Annotated in this window: 16 protein-coding genes and 1 pseudogene; 15 read left to right on the top strand and 2 right to left on the bottom strand. The window is 38.6% G+C overall.

Annotated features, from left to right (window positions below; translation table 11 throughout):
- Positions 1 to 16 precede the first annotated feature (16 nt).
- Complete coding sequence (locus CJ190_RS08755) at positions 17 to 1,159, bottom strand: DUF6287 domain-containing protein (RefSeq protein WP_070598214.1); 1,143 nt, start codon at positions 1,157 to 1,159, stop codon at positions 17 to 19.
- Positions 1,160 to 1,821: 662 nt separating this feature from the next.
- Here CJ190_RS08755 and CJ190_RS08750 point away from each other — a divergent pair.
- From CJ190_RS08750 to CJ190_RS08735, 4 genes are read left to right on the top strand one after another with little or no spacing between them, the layout of a single operon-like run.
- Positions 1,822 to 2,634, top strand: coding sequence for a MetQ/NlpA family ABC transporter substrate-binding protein (locus CJ190_RS08750; RefSeq protein ID WP_070598215.1), 813 nt, complete (start codon positions 1,822 to 1,824; stop codon positions 2,632 to 2,634).
- A gap of 1 nt (position 2,635) precedes the next feature.
- Positions 2,636 to 3,607, top strand: coding sequence for a methionine ABC transporter ATP-binding protein (locus tag CJ190_RS08745; protein WP_070598216.1), 972 nt, complete (start codon positions 2,636 to 2,638; stop codon positions 3,605 to 3,607).
- A gap of 2 nt (positions 3,608 to 3,609) precedes the next feature.
- Positions 3,610 to 4,269, top strand: a complete 660-nt coding sequence (locus tag CJ190_RS08740; protein WP_070598217.1) for a methionine ABC transporter permease — start codon at positions 3,610 to 3,612, stop codon at positions 4,267 to 4,269.
- Between the two features lie 39 nt (positions 4,270 to 4,308).
- A complete protein-coding gene (locus tag CJ190_RS08735; protein ID WP_070598218.1) occupies positions 4,309 to 5,322 on the top strand; it encodes a uroporphyrinogen decarboxylase family protein in 1,014 nt (337 codons plus the stop codon).
- Positions 5,323 to 5,443: 121 nt separating this feature from the next.
- Here CJ190_RS08735 and CJ190_RS08730 read toward each other — a convergent pair whose 3' ends face one another.
- On the bottom strand, positions 5,444 to 6,097 hold the full coding sequence (locus CJ190_RS08730) for a DUF6287 domain-containing protein (protein WP_070598219.1): 654 nt from the start codon (positions 6,095 to 6,097) through the stop codon (positions 5,444 to 5,446).
- 494 nt (positions 6,098 to 6,591) lie between these two features.
- Here CJ190_RS08730 and CJ190_RS08725 point away from each other — a divergent pair, with 494 nt between their 5' ends.
- From CJ190_RS08725 to CJ190_RS08675, 11 genes and pseudogenes are all read left to right on the top strand, one after another.
- Positions 6,592 to 6,786, top strand: coding sequence for a CPCC family cysteine-rich protein (locus CJ190_RS08725; protein ID WP_070598220.1), 195 nt, complete (start codon positions 6,592 to 6,594; stop codon positions 6,784 to 6,786).
- A gap of 264 nt (positions 6,787 to 7,050) precedes the next feature.
- Positions 7,051 to 9,156 (top strand): DUF262 domain-containing protein, encoded by a 2,106-nt coding sequence (locus CJ190_RS08720; protein ID WP_070598221.1) that lies wholly within the window; start codon positions 7,051 to 7,053, stop codon positions 9,154 to 9,156.
- Positions 9,157 to 9,623: 467 nt separating this feature from the next.
- Positions 9,624 to 11,012: a group II intron reverse transcriptase/maturase gene (gene ltrA / locus CJ190_RS08715; protein WP_257876541.1), complete on the top strand. Its 1,389-nt coding sequence runs from the start codon at positions 9,624 to 9,626 to the stop codon at positions 11,010 to 11,012.
- A gap of 174 nt (positions 11,013 to 11,186) precedes the next feature.
- Entirely contained in the window at positions 11,187 to 11,975 is a 789-nt protein-coding gene (locus CJ190_RS08710) for a type I restriction-modification system subunit M N-terminal domain-containing protein (RefSeq protein ID WP_101562074.1), read from the top strand.
- A 77-nt stretch (positions 11,976 to 12,052) separates the two neighbouring features.
- A complete protein-coding gene (locus tag CJ190_RS08705; RefSeq protein WP_000340428.1) occupies positions 12,053 to 12,298 on the top strand; it encodes a hypothetical protein in 246 nt (81 codons plus the stop codon).
- Between the two features lie 80 nt (positions 12,299 to 12,378).
- The gene (locus tag CJ190_RS08700; protein WP_101562073.1) at positions 12,379 to 13,152 is read left to right on the top strand and encodes a replication initiator protein A; all 774 of its coding nucleotides are present in this window, start codon (positions 12,379 to 12,381) and stop codon (positions 13,150 to 13,152) included.
- Complete coding sequence (locus CJ190_RS08695; RefSeq protein WP_101562072.1) at positions 13,149 to 13,976, top strand: ATP-binding protein; 828 nt, start codon at positions 13,149 to 13,151, stop codon at positions 13,974 to 13,976. Before CJ190_RS08700 ends, CJ190_RS08695 begins: the two co-directional genes overlap by 4 nt.
- On the top strand, positions 13,969 to 14,454 hold the full coding sequence (locus CJ190_RS08690; RefSeq protein WP_000606600.1) for a PcfB family protein: 486 nt from the start codon (positions 13,969 to 13,971) through the stop codon (positions 14,452 to 14,454). The genes CJ190_RS08695 and CJ190_RS08690 overlap by 8 nt, the downstream gene beginning before the upstream one ends.
- On the top strand, positions 14,451 to 15,185 hold the full coding sequence (locus CJ190_RS08685) for a BRO family protein (RefSeq protein ID WP_101562071.1): 735 nt from the start codon (positions 14,451 to 14,453) through the stop codon (positions 15,183 to 15,185). Before CJ190_RS08690 ends, CJ190_RS08685 begins: the two co-directional genes overlap by 4 nt.
- Positions 15,178 to 15,744, top strand: a pseudogene (locus CJ190_RS08680) (type IV secretory system conjugative DNA transfer family protein); the annotation flags it as partial. The gene CJ190_RS08685 and the pseudogene CJ190_RS08680, both read left to right, overlap by 8 nt.
- 54 nt (positions 15,745 to 15,798) lie before the next feature.
- Positions 15,799 to 17,469 (top strand): recombinase family protein, encoded by a 1,671-nt coding sequence (locus CJ190_RS08675; protein WP_101562070.1) that lies wholly within the window; start codon positions 15,799 to 15,801, stop codon positions 17,467 to 17,469.
- Positions 17,470 to 17,515: the final 46 nt, after the last annotated feature.

Here is a 17,515-nt window from a genome sequence, read left to right as displayed (position 1 = left end):
ATCAACCCAAAATCTATTAATCGACCCGGTAAAAGAAATTCTCTGGAGACTCAATGACACTCTGATCCTGTACACCTATCAAGCGATCACGGCTGTGGTCGGAGGCATCGGTATAGGAGTCGTTGGCATCCCCAATTTGACTACCTGCAGGAGCAATGATTAAAGCAGCACTTCCGGGACCATTAGCGATTAGATCACCTGCTAAAGTGTTGTTTATCACTTTAGCATGGGCGACACTGACCCTTAAGTTAGGACCGGCTTGGCCATTTTGATCAATAGTCATTTCATAGCCCCTGCCATTGCGCCAAGTCCCTACCAAGGTTGAAAAATCACCTTCTTGGATTTGATGGATATCCAGTCCTTGATGGTTAGAGCGAGGAACCGGATCACTCGCCGTTGTCGGGGCGGATTCTTGCTTGGCTGGTGTTGGGACTAAGCTTTGCCAATCGAAGGTCTTGATATCCAGTTCTTTTTCCTTGTCTAAGCCGAGCAGGGGAGCGGGATCCCTGGTATCCTGTAAGTCGTAATCCACCTTTTTCACTTCTTCTGCTTGGCCCTCAGGGGTAATTCGGTAATTGGTGGCGTGGGCTTCCGGTCTAGGCGAGTGGAAGTTATTGTAGATAAAGGTACCGTTGTCATAGATCGTCAGGATGCGACGTTCACCACCGGAACCGGCAACGCCGCCTGCCTTTAACAGGACAGGCTTATCATTTTGTAAGCTATAAATAGCAATAATAGCGTACTTATCTCTAAGAATTAATTCATCCTGGCCGTCCTGATTGATATCGTAAAAGCTGTATTGGATATCCTTGCCATGGGAATCGTTAATAATGGAAACCACATAGGAAGTCTCAGCGTCACCGGGGTTCGCTTTTTGGATTTCTTTGTTTTTAGCAAGCTGTACAATCTCTTGATACCAGTCCAAGGTGCCTTGGTAGAGTTGATGAACTTCTTCTGGTGTTTTACTTTTAGTCGTTTCTGCTTGGGATGTTTGGCTACTTTCTTTTGCTTGATTGTCTTCTTTCTCAGAGCTGCTTTCAGAACTTACCGACTCCTGGCTTTGGGACGTCGCTGTGGATGGCTCAGTATCCTTCTGACAAGCGGTTAAAAGCAAGGTCAGTAGCAGGGGGATGGCAAGTAGGCGGTGTGTTTTCTTCAAGGTTATTTCCTCCTTAAGCTTAAAATTTTACCAGTTTATATCCAAACTAAATTATTCATTTTGTAAATTGAAAACCTTTTCTTTAATTAAAATCCTTGTGGTTGACTTTGTCAAGAGGATTTGAGTAAGGAAGGAGCTTTGTGAGGCTAGTAAGCCGTAGCTCCTTGCTAGCAATTCACATGATATAGAAAGGAAAGACACAGAAGTCTGTTTGGGATAGAGGGGATTCTGTGTTTTTTGTTACGCCCTAAAATCAGCCCGCTTCTATTGTATGAGCTGGCTGAATTTTTTCGTTAAGCATTTCATCGATTGCAATCAGTAACTGATTACTATTGATCGTCTAAGGAAAATCTTCCTAGAATTGGACAGATTAATCGATCAATCCTTACCGGTTAAAAAGGCTGAAGTGTGGCCTTTTTCACCAATATATCCAATCGAGTGAATGTCTTTTTATTGGCTAAATAGCAAAAGAACTGAAGACTCGATTATCTCTGATAGCCAATGGGTATGCTGGTGATATTGCGAGACCGCGAGTCCCTATGCTAAACTTCCAAACTAATAACTGAATAGTTATTAAAAACCTTGAAGAGAGCGATACGAGCGGCGTGCCCGTATTTTTTCTTGAATAGGGGTAAATCGAAATGACCTTTGGAGGTATACACATGAAAAAAATTGTTTTATCAGTTCTTGCGATAGCCATCGTTGCTGCGGGTTTTCTATTCTTTTCCAAACAGCAGGATGAGAAGAAAGTCGTTCTCGGCGTCAGTGGGCAGAGTGCAGGAATGGTTAAATATGTTGAAAAAGCCTTGAATGAAAAGGGCTATAAGCTCGAACTGTCTGTGGCCGAGAGTACCATTGCAAGTAATGAAGGACTGATGGATGGGTCAGTCGATGTCAATATCATGCAACACGAAGCCTATATGAATCAATTTAACAAAGACCGCCAGGCCAACTTAGTCAAGGCCGGTAAACCGCTCTTTGAACAATTTATTGGTGTCTACAGTAAAAAGCATCAATCACTGGATGAGCTGCCTGATGGGGCCAAAGTCGCTATTCAAAATGATGCCTCCAATACTCAACGGGCCCTACGTGTCTTAGAACAAGCCGGATTAATTGAAGTCAAAAAAGATATTCCTAAAGGAGAAACCCTCACTCCGCTCGATGTGACCTCTAATCCACATAATCTTGAATTTGTGGAATTAGGTGGAGGCACCTTGATCGAGTCACTCAATGACGTGGATATTGCGGTATTTTGTGGGCTAGCGGCACATAAGGCCGGCTTTAAGACCGAAGATGCCCTGTATAAATTTAAACCTAATGATTTAAAGGCCAATGCCCTCATCCTAGCAACCAAGGACGGCAACCAAGATAAAGAAGCTATCAAGATTATCCATGATGCCTTTGAATCGAAGGAATCCGCTGAATTGGTCAAAGAGGTAAGTGGAGGGACCTGGTTCCCTTATACAGGTGATTAAGATGACGAAGCCTTTAGTAGAGATCAGACATTTACAAAAAAACTACGGGAATTTTCAGGTGCTATCAGATATCAATCTAACCATCAATGAAGGCGATATCTATGGTCTCGTCGGAAAGAGTGGGGCTGGTAAATCCACTCTCCTGCGTTGCATTAATGGTTTGGAAAGTTTTGACGCAGGATCCATCCATGTTTTAGATGAAGATATTCAAAACCTATCCGGCGATTCACTGAGACATTTGCAAAAAGAAATTGGCATGATTTTTCAGCAATTTGAGCTCATTAATCGCAAAACCGTCCGTGATAATGTCGCCCTGCCTTTGAAATTATGGCATATCGAAGAGAATGAACAACGTATCCAAAGTTTGTTAGATTTAGTCGACATGTCTGATAAAGCGGACGCCTATCCCAGCAAACTATCCGGTGGGCAAAAACAGCGGGTCGGCATAGCCAGAGCCCTCTCTTTGAACCCTAAAATTCTTCTCTCTGACGAAGCGACTTCTGCTCTCGATCCCTCAATTACCCGCTCGATCATCGACCTCTTACAGGAGATTAACCAGAAGTTGAAGTTAACCATTATTGTGGTCACCCATGAAATCGACGTGGTGAAAAAGATATGCAATAAAATAGCCATTCTTGAAAATGGAAAGATTGTGGCTGCCGGGAATACGGTGGACTTGTTCCTTGACCAACCTCCCGCTTTACGGCGTTTAATGGGACTGGAAACGGAGGCTGAGCCAGCCGTTGAAGCGGATCGCTTTGAATTTAAGTTGGTTCTCCGTGATGTTGACCAGCAAAAAGATCTCTTATCACGAATATTCTCCGACTTACAGATCCCTTACAGTATTGAAGACGCCCATTATGAAGCGATTAATGACCGGACGACCGCTTATTTTAAAATTCAAATCGCTTCACAGCACCAATCCTTGTTAGAAACGTATTTGAAGGACAAGCAGATTGAATGGAGGGTATAAGAATGGAACAAAGTTTATTAAAATTATCAGCCGTTTTGGGGCCATCGGTTTTTGACACGGCTTATATGGTGTTTTTCACCATGATTTTATCGACCGCTCTAGGTTTTGTTATCGCGGTGGCCTTGTATTATACCGATAAGGAAGGCTTAAGGCCCAATGCACTCATTTATAGCGTTTTGGATGTCTTCATCAATATCGTGCGCTCCTTCCCCTTCATTATCTTGGTCGTGGCCGTGATCCCCTTAACCCGAGGTATTGTGGGCGGTGTGATTGGACGCACTGCTGCCCTAGTCCCCTTAACCATTAGTGGCACCGCCACAGTGGCTCGCCTATTAGAGAATTCCTTCCGTGAGGTGGGTCGGCCCCTGATTGAGGCCATCCGTTCCTTTGGGGCCAGCGACTACCAAATCATGAAGGAAGTCGTCTTAGTGGAAGCCGCTCCCCTAGTGATTGTCAACCTCACCGTGGCAATTATTGGCATTATCGGAACCACTTCAGCTGCCGGAACCGTGGGGGCTGGAGGCTTAGGTTCCGTGGCGATTAACTACGGCTACAATAGCTTTGACTCGGTAATTATGTACGGGACAGTCCTTGTGATTATCCTGATTGTTCACTGTGCCCAATTTGTCGGCAATTACCTCTACAAACAGTCCTTAAGATAGTAGACACTGTCAAATCATATGATAATGGAGAAAACAAAAATGAGTAAAATAGAACGAATCAAACGAATTATTAATAAAGAAACCACCGACTATGTCCCTTTTTCCTTTAAATCCCACCTGCCCCAAGTCGACCATGACCCGGCAGCATTTGCGCAAGCGCTCGAAGAGAAAGTGCAGCAATATGACTTGGATTATGTTGGGCTCAGCAGTAACGGGATGTTCACGGTGGAAGACTATGTGGATGAAGTCGACCACTCCCCCGTCTTTAAGGGCGGGGTATCCAAGGTGGTCAAAACCCCTTACCAAGAGCCATTGGATTTAAAAAAGTTGCCTAGTGACCTCGATATCAATACGGCGAGTTATCAGCGCGAGTTAAAATCGCTGACTTACTTACTCGATCGTATTGGGGACCAAGTGCCAGTCACAGTGACTTCCTTCAGTCCACTCACCATTCTCGACAAGCTGACTCAGGGTCAGGCGGTCAAATTTATCCGTAGTGGGGAAGACGAACTCATTCATAAAACCTTAGAAAACCTAACCAATGTACAAATTCAATATGTCCAAGCAGCCTTAGACTTGGGAGCTTCTGGGATCTACCTGGCTTCTCAGTTTATTAGCTATGACCGGGTGACCGCTGAAGAATATTTAGAATTTGGCAAGCCCTATGACTTAAAGATATTAGAAGCGGCTAAGGCCGGCTGGTTTAACAGCTTCCACGCCCATGGCACCAATATTATCTTCGACCTGGTTAAGGATTATCCCATTCAGGTCTTTAATTGGCATGCCTTTGAAGCCCTACCTACCGTAGAGGAAGTCTTCCAGTATACCGATTTCGTCCTTAATTGTGGTGTTGACCGCTTTAGCTTTAACGCCTTTAACCGGAATGTGATCCGTGACCAAACCTATCAAATCTATAAGGCGACCCAGGGGCAAAGATTATTACTCAGCCCCTCTTGTGGGACCAATAGTTTCTTTGATCCCGAGCTTATTGACTATATTAAGCAAGTGAAAGAAGAAACCGACCGCGTCTTTAATCTAAGGACTAAGGCTTAGTAGCGAGTTGCCGGTTGAAGATTGAACAATTAAACAATAAAAGACACAGCAGACCCTTATTACTTGAAAGAATTGCTGTGTCTTTTTTAGTGGGTAGAAATCTTGAGTGGATTAGGAATTTTTAGTTGACCCGGTAAAAGAATTCTTCTGGGTATTCGATAGCTTCATAGGTATGTCCACCAAGCAGACGGTCACGACTTTTGTCGGAGGCATCGACAAAGGAAGGGATTGGAGTGACAACTTCTGAGCCTGCAGGAACAATATATAAGGCGGCTCCACCAACACCATTGGATCTTAGATCTGCCCATAAAAATCCATTATCTCTTCTGAAATTACTTAGATTAAGATAGCTATCAGGATCAACGCGACCGTCTTCATAAAAGACAAACTCTTGTCCCCGGCCATTGCGCCAGGTGCCTACCAGAGTGGAAAGGTCGCCTTGTTGGATTTGGTCAATATCAAGGGCCGGATGATTGGAAGCAGGGACAGGATCGGTGCTTGTTTCAGGAGTAGCTGGGCTGTCTGCTGGTTTTACCTGGCTGACTTCTGCTTGATTCTCGCTTTGGCTTTCTTCTTTGCTTGTCGCTGCTTCTTGACTGGTTTTTTCTTGGCTGGATTCTTTTTCTTTACTTTCTTCTTGTGAGGAGCTGCTTTCAGAACTGACTGATTCTTGACTTGGGGAAGTCGCTGTGGATGGGTCAGTATTGTTCTGGCAACCTAGTAAAGTCAAGGTCAGTAGCAGGGCTAGGGGCAGGCGGCTGTATTTTTTCTTCATTGATATTTCCTCCATTGACTGGCTATTTGTTGGGATGAGACAAGCTTAGTTGATGTAAGCCCTTTCTTTAATTAAAGCCTGCGGGGAAGGCTTTGTCAAGGGGATTGTGGCTATTTTGTTTTTTTATATAGATAATGTGAAATTTGAGGGTGCCTAGTAAAGTTAGTCAGCCTTGTTTAGCTTGTGATAGCTAGTTTTGATTTAGCAAGAAAAGAAGATTGGGTCTGTTGAATATGATCGGCTATTCTCATAACTGATCATTTAGAATATTGATTAAACTTTATATATAATAAAGTCAATCGCTGTTCAGTTGAGATAACTGTTGAACTTCAACACGAGTAGCGCTTTGACCACAAAAACTATATTTCAGTCAGATTATTCGCATCAATTAAAAGCTAAAAGAAAGAATGGCTGTTTAAATAAGATGCCAATTTTTGGAGTTCACATCATTATCGGCACAGGGGCAAATATTTATAAAATGAGGCTGAATCACCATGAAAAATATGATCATCATCGACGGCTGGGAATATATTCATTGCCCAGTTTGCCAAGAATTAGTCGAAACCTATGATATTTGCAGTCATTGCCACTGGCAGAACACGGGAGAAACGAACATTGATGGCGGTCCGAATAAAATGACCCTCGCTGAGGCGAAAGAAGCCTATGCTAAAGGACTGAAGATCGAATAATATGGAGTGAGGGGAAGGCATTTGAATCATTGGAGAAGTGCAGAGCATGGTGAGGGCATCATAGTGACTTTCCTTTATCGAATGGAAGGCAGCATAAGAGGAAATAGTAAAAAATGATTTTGTACATCATGAAATTCGTAAAAAGAAAATAGGGTTTTTAGAAAGTTAAAGCAAAATGAGAATATGACTCGTGGAATTACATAAATACGTTTAATCTTTGTTATACTTAAAAGAAAAAAAGACTTTAAGGAATTAGGTGTATTTATGGACGGCAGTATTCAAAATTTAGCTAACTTCTTGAAAAGATCAGCCAAGATTATTATTCCTGTCTACCAACGTAATTATGATTGGAAACTGGATAACTGTAAGCGTTTGTTTTCAGATTTAATGGCTATCCATGAGGAAAAACGGCGGACACATTTCTTTGGTTCAATCGTCGTCAAACCTGGGACTCTGATTGATGAGACCATTGTTATTGATGGCCAACAGCGGATTACAACAGTCTCCTTGTTGTTTTTAGCTTTGTGTAACTGGATGGAAGATAATAATATTAGCGAAGGCTCATTCACCAGTGAGAATATTCGCGATGAATACTTGGTTAACCGCTTATCCAATGAAGCCGACAAATACAAGTTACGCTTGAATATCGAAGGCGATAAAATTTTTAAACTATTATTGACGGATCCTAAACACGCGGATCGGGCAGTTGACATTGGAAATACTAATGTATTGGACAATTATAATTATTTTTACCAACAAGTCGATCAAACGTCTCTTTCAGTAGTTGACTTGATCCAGGTCATTTCTAGATTGGAAGTGATGGGGGTTAATCTGAGTTCACCAGATGATGATGCTCAGTTAATTTTTGAGAGTCTTAATTCTACTGGAGTAGACTTGACTGAAGCGGATAAGATACGGAACTTTCTCTTAATGAATGAAAGCCAAGAAGACCAAAATCGATATTTTAACACGTATTGGCATCCCATTGAAAAACGGACACAGTATGATTTGAGTCTGTTTTTCTGGTACTATATGGCCGTTCAACGGGGGAAATATCCGGTGAAGTCGCGCTTATATGAAGACTTTAAAAAGTATTATGAGAATAATTACACAGATAAGGAAGTCTTCTTTAAAGAGATCAATGATTATTCCTACGCCTTCCAGGAAGTGATTGGGGCGAATACAGGCAATCAAGCCATTGATGATATTCTCTTCCGCCTCAATCAAATCGACCTCACAGTGATGCGACCTTTTCTGATGTCCTTGATATTGGCCTTTAATAAAGGGGATTTGTTAGAGGATGAGGCGATTGCTATGCTAGAACTGATCGAATCCTTTACTGCCCGCCACATTATCGTTAAATCCTCAACAAGTCTGTTTAATAAATTCTATTCTTCTTTATACCGTGATTTTCAACGGCTATATGATAAAGCTCAAAAAGAAGGAGAGATTGTCGAGAAAGTAGACCTTCTTGCTGCGATACTGGTGAATAAGTCGAATAACCTGGCCTTTCCTAAAAATGAAGAGGTATTGGCTGAATTACGTTCGAGAGATTTCTATAATATTCGCCCGAATTATCGTACTTATCTCTTTGAGCGTTTGGAGAATTATAATCATCATGAAATCTTGAATATCTATCAAGGTATCGAAGAAGGCAATTACTCCATCGAGCATATTATGCCACAGAAGTTAAGTAAGACTTGGATCAATGAGCTAGGCCCAAATTATGAAGAAATTCATGAAAGCTACCTCAATCGTCTAGGTAATTTAACCATAACGGGTTACAATTCTAAATATAGTAATAAGTCCTTTCAAACGAAGAAGACGATGGAAAAAGGCTTTGATGAGAGTCACTTCGTTTACCTCAATGCCCTACCAAGAGAAGTTGATCATTGGAATGAGGAGACCATCAAGGAAAGAACGCGTCTCTTAGCGGATAAAGCCTTAGAAGTGTGGCCTTATCCACCAGTCAATTATGTAATTAAAACCGAGAATCAGGACGGCTTGGAATCCTATGATGGGATAAAAGACTATAACAGCTACCAAATTAAAGGATATATTTTTAGAGACCAAGAATATCGTCCAGTAAAGAATTGGAAAACCTTACTGATTGAGGTCTTACAAGAACTTGCTTATTTGGATTATGATATTATTTATCAAGTGGCAGAAGAACAAAGATCGCGTGGCTGGCAAACTCGCTTGTCGATAAATCATTATGGGAATCTTAGTCTGGTGACGAAAGATATTTATATCGATACAGGTATTAGTAATTGGAATAAGATGAATATTATCCGACATCTCTTTGATATGTATGGTATTGATTATAGTGAACTTCAGGTAGACGTGCGTCCGCCTAAGAATAAGAGATAATAGAGAAAGAAATAAAGGCTGAGACGATAGTCAAAGCCTTTTTTAGTGGTGCGCCTGGCATGGGCGACAACTAGGTGGTGAAAGTCCACTACAGACCTTTGCAGTAGGAACTGTTAGCTAAAGACAAGGGTGTCCACCGTGAGGTGGAATCTGAAGGAAGTTGGAGGCAAATACTTGCACTGACGTACAGAAACTTCATAAAGAAAGGCTGTCAAAAGATGGATGAGCTTGCCAAACAAAGTGAAGTCCAATACTGCACGAATCTGAGACAGTAGATGAAGCAGTGACATGAGTAGAAAGTTGTCGTTCTTACCCAGGGAGATCTCACAGACGGCGCAGGAGTCCCCTTATAAGAAGCCGGTCGAAAAAGGTTTACTGTGAGAAGTCAGCCGAAGTCATAGTAGTTTCCTAAGGAAACGAAGGACTGAACAATATCAATGTTTGATTAGATGGGAGGTAGCTCAATTATGGGAAAAGCAGAAAAGTTGCGAAAGCAACGCAGCCTACAAAGGCATAAGGTGGAACCTGAAAAGTATGTAGGTGCGCTTAGTAATTCAGCTATTGAATATATGAAAAGACATGATGGGTCTCTAATGAGTCTCGTCGTCAGAGAAGAAAACCTCATGCGAGCGGCTCAAGCGGTTCGAAAGAACAAAGGAGCAGCTGGTATTGATGGGGTTTCCGCGAAATCTGCGGAAGCCGAAGTAAGGAAGTACCTCAAACCCTTACAACAGAAACTAATAAACGCGACATATAAACCTCAACCGGTGAAACGGGTAGAAATTCCCAAAGCCAATGGGGGAGTTCGTCAATTAGGCATTCCTGTTGTCAGGGATCGGATTGTTCAACAAGCCATTCGACAAATTATTGAACCAATCATTGATCCTCAACTATCATCAAATAGCCATGGCTTTCGTAAAGGTAAGAGTGCACATAGTGCACTGAAACAGTGTGTCGAATATTACGAAGCCGGCTATAAAATTGTCGTTGATTGTGATCTCAAGAACTGTTTTGATAATTTTAATCAAGATAAGATGATTAACTACTTAGAAGGAATGGTTAAAGATCCGGCAATATCACGTATTCTCAGACGTTTTATGAGTGCAGGTGTTATTGATATGTCTGGTCAATTCATTGATAGTCATACGGGCACCCCCCAAGGGGGTGTCATCTCACCGCTTCTATGTAATGTTTATTTGAATGAACTGGATAGAGAATTAGAACGTCGTGGGCATCGTTTTGTGCGCTATGCAGATGATTTTGCGATTTTCGTTAAATCAAAACGTGCAGGCGAACGGGTATTAAAGAGTATTACTACTTACATCGAGAAAGATCTTCGATTAACAGTTAACCATGAGAAGAGTCAAGTGGGTTCGCCAACCCGTTTAAAATTCTTGGGTTGCCTTATCATGCCTACCCGAAAGGGTTGTCGTTTTCGTCCGACGTATGAAGCAAAGAAGAAATTCAGAGCAAAGTTAAAACGTCTGACAAGTCGAAAGCGACCAGGCACCTTTAAAACCATTGTAAAAGAGATCAACCAAGTGACACAAGGTTGGATCAACTATTTTGGAATAGGTTATATTAAAACTTATATTGAAGAAATAGAACAATGGTTAAACCATCGCCTAAGGCAACTCATTTTGAAGCGATGGAAAAGCTGTCAAACGAAGATTGTACGCCTCATGCGGTTAGGATTAGATAGTAATAGTGCGAAACGTATTGCTTTCTCACGTAAGAAATATTGGCGTCTATCTAAAACACCGGAGGTGCACAACGCTCTGACAACAAAAAGACTCCGCCAGTGGGGATTAAAATCATTAACCCTCCTGGCGGAGTCTGCCTATTTAAGATATTGAACCGCCGTATACGGAACCGTACGTACGGTGGTGTGAGAGGTCCTCTGTCCGATTAACGGACAGAGTCCTACTCGATTCTAGAGAGAAGCAAGGATCTTTCCGGAAATTTTTACTGATTTACAGTATAATTAGAATTAAAAACTTTTTTATTATGTGAAGGTGGAGTGAATAGTAATGTCTGAACAAGTAACGACCATTCAACAGGCCCTATGGAACTCGGCCAATGTGCTGCGTTCCAAGATGGATGCCAATGAGTATAAGAACTATACTTTAGGAATTATTTTCTATAAGTTTCTATCGGACCAATTGTTAGAGAAGACCTGTGATTTAATGGGGGAAGACTTTGTTGACCTCACACAAGCGCAAGCCTTGTACGAGGAAACTTATCATGACGAAGAGGACGGAGAAGATCTCCTTAATGAGCTAAGGTATACCTACTCCTATACCATTCACCCCGACTTTACCTTTACCAAGTTCATGGAAAAGATTAATGATAATAATTTCATGTTGGAGGAGTTAGCCCAAGGTTTCCGTGATATTGAACGGTCGCATCCTGACTTTGAGAACTTATTCGAAGATGTTGACCTCATGTCACGTCGCTTGGGGCCAACGCCACAGAAGCGTAACCAGACCATTACCGCCGTGATGAAGGAATTAGCCGGGCTAAACTTTGCTAAGAATGCGGACTTATTAGGGGACGCTTATGAATTCTTGCTGGGCCAATTTGCCTCTGAATCTGGGAAAAAAGCGGGCGAATTCTATACCCCACAGCCTGTCTCTGAACTCATGACTCGGATTGCTATCCAGGGCAAGGAAGACAAGCTCGGTTTGACCGCTTACGACCCCACCATGGGGTTTCGTGTCATAATAGTGATAGAGGCAAATAGTTATGTAAATATAAGGAGTTCAAGACTTCTACCAAAGTTTAAAACTCAAAAAATAAATAGTTGGTGTGCTGCTTAGAGTATCCATTTTAATAATGGGTATTGTAAATAGCATACCAATATAAATAAAGATTATAAATTTTATAAGGAGGATTTATGGATTGTATAGAAGCTCATAAGTATTCTTTTGCAAATAAAACTATGCTTAAAAATGAAAAGAAGTGTGGTTGTTTTTATTGTTGTAAAATCTTTTCTCCAAGTGAAATAGAAGATTGGTGTGAAGATGAACCAGATTGGACAGCTATTTGTCCATATTGTGGGATTGACTCTGTGATAGGAGAATCTATTGGATATCCACTAACAAAAGAGTCGTTAGAAAAAATGCACAAAGAATGGTTTTAGTAAAAATTTAATATGTAAATTTTAGACGATAGAAAGTAATAATTCTGTCGTCTTTTTTATTTCAAAGAAAGGAGGTAAGAATGAATTTTGATTATTTCTATAATAGGCAATCTGAGATGTATAACTTCATTAGGTTACCTATGGTATTAATGGAAGATGAAATTTTTGAGAGTATTTCTATTGAATCTAAAGTTTTGTATTCATATATGCTTAATCGAATGGGTCTTTCATATAAAAATGGCTGGATAGATGAAGATGGAAAAGTCTTTATTTACTACACAATTGAAAGTATAAAAGATCAATTTAATTGTGCCAGTGAAAAAGCAAATAAATTAATAGCTGAGCTTGATATTAAATCAGGAATAGGACTGATTGAAAAGAAAAGACAAGGACTGGGAAAGCCTAACAGAATTTATGTTAAAGACTTTATGAGCATATTTAATAATATGGAATTAAAAAATCAAGAAGTTCGAAAAACAAAATTCCAGAAGTTCGATAATCGAAATTCAAGAGATTCGAATATCGAAAGTCAAGATTTTCGAAAATCGGAAGGTAACTATAACAATATTAGTAATAATGAGTTAAGAAAGAATGATTTTAGTAAAGGGCAAAAGCCTTATGGAATATATAAAAACATATTTTTGACTGATGAAGAATACAAGGACTTAACAAATGAGTTAGGTAGCAGAATTGATGAATACATTGATAGGCTCTCGTCATATATGAAAGCAAATAACAGAGAATATCAAGACCACAAGGCTACGATAATCAATTGGTATCTTAATGATCAGGCAAAAAATATTAATGAAAGCTCAACAAGAAAAATGAATTACGATATAGGAGAGAGTTTATGAAAAGATTAAAATATTTTGTATTAAGAGAAAATGATATTGAAAGAAATTGTCATATTTATTGTAAATTATGTGGTAAAAGAGTCGATGGAGAATTAGTTGACCTTGGATTTACAAAGTTTATTCCCAGAATTAAATGTGAGTGTGAAATAAAAAGAGATAAGGAAAATGAAGAAAAAGAAAGACTGATGAAAATATTAACACTTAAAAGAGATTGCTTCTCATCGCCGCTCCAACACCAATATACTTTTGAGAAATTCCTAAATGAAAAGGGACAAGCTTACAAGGTTGCTTACAACTACGCTAAGAGCTTTGAACAAATGAAAAAAGATAATGTTGGACTTTTATTTTATGGAGATGTTGGTAGTGGGAAGACTTATCTTGCTTGTTCAATTGCAAATGAATTAATCGAAAGAAAGCAAGTTAAAGTTAAGATTATGAATTTATCTCAGGTTATAAACCAAATACAAAAATCAGCATTTAAGCTAGATTCAAATGAAATTATCAATAACCTCTCTAATATTCCGTTGTTAATATTAGACGACCTTGGAATTGAAAGGGATACATCTTATGCAAGAGAACAAGTATATAACATTATAAACTCAAGATACTTAAAAGGTAGGCCGACAATTTTCACTACAAACTTATCATTAGAAATTATTCAAAATCCTAATATTGACCTTGAGTATCAGAGGATATATTCAAGAATACTTGAAATGACAATACCAGTTAAAGTTATAGGAGAAGATTTTAGAAGAAAAATCCATCAAGAGAAGTTAAGAAAATACAAAGAGTTACTTTTATATGGAGGTGGAATAGATGATTAATGAAGAAGTATCAAGGTCAAGTCTTAATCTTGAAGTAAGACTTGCAAAAGCAACAAGTAAAGCAATTCTTGATGCCTTAAAGAAAGTACACAAGCAAATAGAGGAACAAGGAGGCTTGAAAAATGTAATAAAAAATAACGGAGAAGAAGTAAAACTAAAGGATATGGTTAAAAAGGGACAGTTAGAAGAAATTAATCTAAAAGATCCTGAGTTAAAAGAATTAAAGAAAATTTTAAATAAACACGGAGTGAAGTTTTCTGTTATGAAAGATAAGGAAACTGGCAACCACTCTGTGTTTTTTCAATCTAAGGATATAAAGGTAATGGAACATGCCTTTAAAAAAGCAGTTAAGGCTTCTGAAAGAAAGGCCGATAGAAAAGATTCAATAACAAAGACTATAAATAAGTTTAAAGATATGGCTAAGGACACCATCAGCAAAGATAAAGTTAAAAATAAACATAAGGAGCAAAGCTTATGATAAGTAATTTAAAAACATTTGAAAATAAGAATTTTGGGAAACTCACTGTTATAGAAAAAGACGGTGAGTTTTTCTTTATAGCAAATGAAGTAGCAACTATGTTAGGTTATGTCAATCCGAGGAAAGCTGTTTATGACCATGTAGATGAGGAAGATAAGGGTGTAACGAAATGGAACACCCCTGGAGGAATACAGAATATTTCAATAATTAACGAATCAGGATTGTATTCACTTATCCTCTCATCAAAACTACCACAAGCAAAAATATTTAAAGCTTGGGTAACTAGAGAAGTCTTACCAAGTATTAGAAAAAATGGAGGATATATAGTAGGGCAAGAAAAGAAAACTAATGAAGAGTTACTTGCAGATGCAATTCTAGTAGCCAATAGAATTATTGCCGAAAGAGAAGAAGAGATTGAATTATTAAGACCAAAGGCAGACTATTATGACAAATTAGTAGATTATAACCTACTTACAAACTTTAGAAATACTGCCAAAGAGTTAGGAATACCACAAAATCAATTTATAAGTTTTTTAATGGATAAGGGATTAATTTACAGAGATAAGAAAAAGAAACTCTTACCTTATGCAGATAAGAACAATGGATATTTTGAAGTAAAAGAATGGGTTGATCCATTAGGTACACTTGTAGGAATACAAACATTTATAACACCAAAGGGAAGACACTACCTACTAATTTTATTAGATAGTGAAGGTTTCTACGATGAATAAGATATTAGAAGCCATTCTTTCTGATATTAAAAACTTAATTAAAATAGACAACCCAAAGAAATTTATATTATCAAACATTCCTTATTTATCATTCTTATACATTGGAAATATCTTTTCTAAGCACATCAATTCTTATGTTGGAGGAGATATTATTGATAGAATAATGGTGGGAATTTCTGATATAGGAACTTTATCCTATGTACCAAGTATTAATCCAAGGGACTTGTTAGTAGGTATTTCAGTTGCTGCTACTGTTAAGCTAATTGTTTATAGCAAAGGTAAAAACAAAAAGAAATATAGGCAAGGTAAGGAATATGGATCTGCAAGATGGGGAGAAAGTAAGGATATTGCTCCATACATTGATCCTAAGTTTGAAAACAATGTTCTAATAACTAATACCGAAAGACTAACAATGAACTCAAGACCCAGAAATCCTAAATATGCTAGAAATAAAAATGTATTAGTAATAGGTGGTTCTGGATCAGGTAAAACAAGATTTTATGTAAAGCCAAATCTAATGCAAATGCACTCTTCCTATGTAGTAACAGATCCTAAAGGATTAACCTCTTAGGGACAGAGAAAATAATAAAAACTTGGAAAGGAGGTAATTCTCATGTCAAATACGAAAAGAACAGGACAAACGGCACTTTATGAGCGTTTAAGTCGTGATGATGAAATGCAAGGAGAAAGCAATTCCATCACCAATCAAAAACAGCTGCTTGAAAGCTATGCGAAAAGAAACGGTTTTGTAAATATCTATCACTATACCGATGATGGAGTAAGCGGAACGACCTTTGATAGAGAGGGATTTCAAAAGATGATAAAAGCAGTAGAAGAAAACAAAGTATCTACTGTGATAGTAAAAGATATGAGCAGGTTTGGCAGAGATTACCTCAAAGTAGGTTTTTATACCGAAATACTTTTCAAAGAAAAGGGAGTAAGATTTATTGCCATCAATAACGGAATAGATAGCGAAAAACAAGCAGAAAGCGACTTTACCCCATTTCTAAATATTATGAATGAATGGTATGCAAGAGATACCTCAAGAAAAATACAATCCATCTTTAGAGCAAGAATGGAAGAGGGTAAAAGAGTATCACCCAGCGTTCCATACGGCTATTATAGAAACCCTAAGAACAAACAGGAGCTACTTGTCGATAAAGAGAGTTCAAAGGTCGTAAAACGCATTTATAGGCTTGTAATAGAGGGATATGGAGTAACTCAGATAGCAGATATACTAACCAAAGATAAAGTCCTTATTCCATCAGCCTATGCAGAAATACACTATCCTGAAAATAACCACAGCTCCAAGAAAAGAGGAATAGAAGACCCATATTTTTGGACACCAACCACAGTAAGCTATATCTTAGAAAAGCAAGAATATATGGGACATACTGTATTGGGAAAGACAATTAGTGTAGACTACAAAACCAAGAAACGCAGAAAGGCGAAAGCAGATGAACTCATTATCTTCAAAAACACCCATGAAGCGATTATTGACGAAGAAACATGGAATAATGCTCAAAGGTTAAGAAAAACAGTAAGAAGAAGCCCAAAGTATGGTACAACCTCCCACCCATTTACAGGACTTTTAATCTGTTCTGATTGTGGAGGAAAGTTAAGTTACAGAGAGCCGGCAGAACATAAAGAAAAGAAATACGATTGTGATTATTGTTTTGTGTGCCAACATTACAGACACAGAAAAGGCACTTGCAGTATGCACTACATCAAAGTAAAGACAGTGAATGAAATTCTCTTGAAATCAATTAAAGAAATCACAGACTTTGCCAAAGAAGATAAACAAGAATTTCTAAAAGTGATGAACAAATTGTCCGATGAAAAAAGAGAAGAAAAGTATCAAGGGGATAAAGAAAAGTTAGAGAAACTGTCATCAAGAAATGCAGAATTAACAACCCTTATTACAAAGCTATATGAAGACCACGCACTTGGAAAAATTCCTGTAAAACACTTTGATAGATTATTTAATACCTATGATACGGAGCAACAAGACTTAGAAAATCAAATACAGTATTTTGAAGATGAAATAGAAAGTTATCATCAGAGAAAAGTTGATACTGATAAATTCTTAAAGATGATAGAAAAATATACCGATATTGAAGAACTGACAGTACCAATGATAAATGAGTATATAGAAAAAGTTGTAGTCCATGAAGCAACAGGAGGAAGAAAAGGCAAGGAGAGAAAACAACAGGTCGATGTGTATTTTAACTTTATAGGGAACTGTCAAATTCCACAGAAAGCTGATATGGAAAAAGCACCTTAAAAATGCTATAATATTTAGTAATTTAGACAATAAAAATATAAATAGG

Origin of the sequence: Aerococcus loyolae (assembly GCF_002871915.2) — a bacterium.
Taxonomy (GTDB): Bacteria; Bacillota; Bacilli; order Lactobacillales; family Aerococcaceae; genus Aerococcus; species Aerococcus loyolae.
Note: the sequence above shows the minus strand (reverse complement) of the source record. Positions and strands in the feature narration are given on the sequence as shown.

What these genes read in the sequence shown, in the direction of transcription:
- CJ190_RS08750 (WP_070598215.1), top strand. Translation starts at nt 1,822, where the DNA reads ATGAAAAAAATTGTTTTATCAGTTCTTGCGATAGCCATCGTTGCTGCG.
- CJ190_RS08745 (WP_070598216.1), top strand. Translation starts at nt 2,636, where the DNA reads ATGACGAAGCCTTTAGTAGAGATCAGACATTTACAAAAAAACTACGGG.
- CJ190_RS08740 (WP_070598217.1), top strand. Translation starts at nt 3,610, where the DNA reads ATGGAACAAAGTTTATTAAAATTATCAGCCGTTTTGGGGCCATCGGTT.
- CJ190_RS08735 (WP_070598218.1), top strand. Translation starts at nt 4,309, where the DNA reads ATGAGTAAAATAGAACGAATCAAACGAATTATTAATAAAGAAACCACC.
- CJ190_RS08730 (WP_070598219.1), bottom strand. Translation starts at nt 6,097, where the DNA reads ATGAAGAAAAAATACAGCCGCCTGCCCCTAGCCCTGCTACTGACCTTG.
- CJ190_RS08725 (WP_070598220.1), top strand. Translation starts at nt 6,592, where the DNA reads ATGAAAAATATGATCATCATCGACGGCTGGGAATATATTCATTGCCCA.
- CJ190_RS08720 (WP_070598221.1), top strand. Translation starts at nt 7,051, where the DNA reads ATGGACGGCAGTATTCAAAATTTAGCTAACTTCTTGAAAAGATCAGCC.
- ltrA (WP_257876541.1), top strand. Translation starts at nt 9,624, where the DNA reads ATGGGAAAAGCAGAAAAGTTGCGAAAGCAACGCAGCCTACAAAGGCAT.
- CJ190_RS08710 (WP_101562074.1), top strand. Translation starts at nt 11,187, where the DNA reads ATGTCTGAACAAGTAACGACCATTCAACAGGCCCTATGGAACTCGGCC.
- CJ190_RS08705 (WP_000340428.1), top strand. Translation starts at nt 12,053, where the DNA reads ATGGATTGTATAGAAGCTCATAAGTATTCTTTTGCAAATAAAACTATG.
- CJ190_RS08700 (WP_101562073.1), top strand. Translation starts at nt 12,379, where the DNA reads ATGAATTTTGATTATTTCTATAATAGGCAATCTGAGATGTATAACTTC.
- CJ190_RS08695 (WP_101562072.1), top strand. Translation starts at nt 13,149, where the DNA reads ATGAAAAGATTAAAATATTTTGTATTAAGAGAAAATGATATTGAAAGA.
- CJ190_RS08690 (WP_000606600.1), top strand. Translation starts at nt 13,969, where the DNA reads ATGATTAATGAAGAAGTATCAAGGTCAAGTCTTAATCTTGAAGTAAGA.
- CJ190_RS08685 (WP_101562071.1), top strand. Translation starts at nt 14,451, where the DNA reads ATGATAAGTAATTTAAAAACATTTGAAAATAAGAATTTTGGGAAACTC.
- CJ190_RS08675 (WP_101562070.1), top strand. Translation starts at nt 15,799, where the DNA reads ATGTCAAATACGAAAAGAACAGGACAAACGGCACTTTATGAGCGTTTA.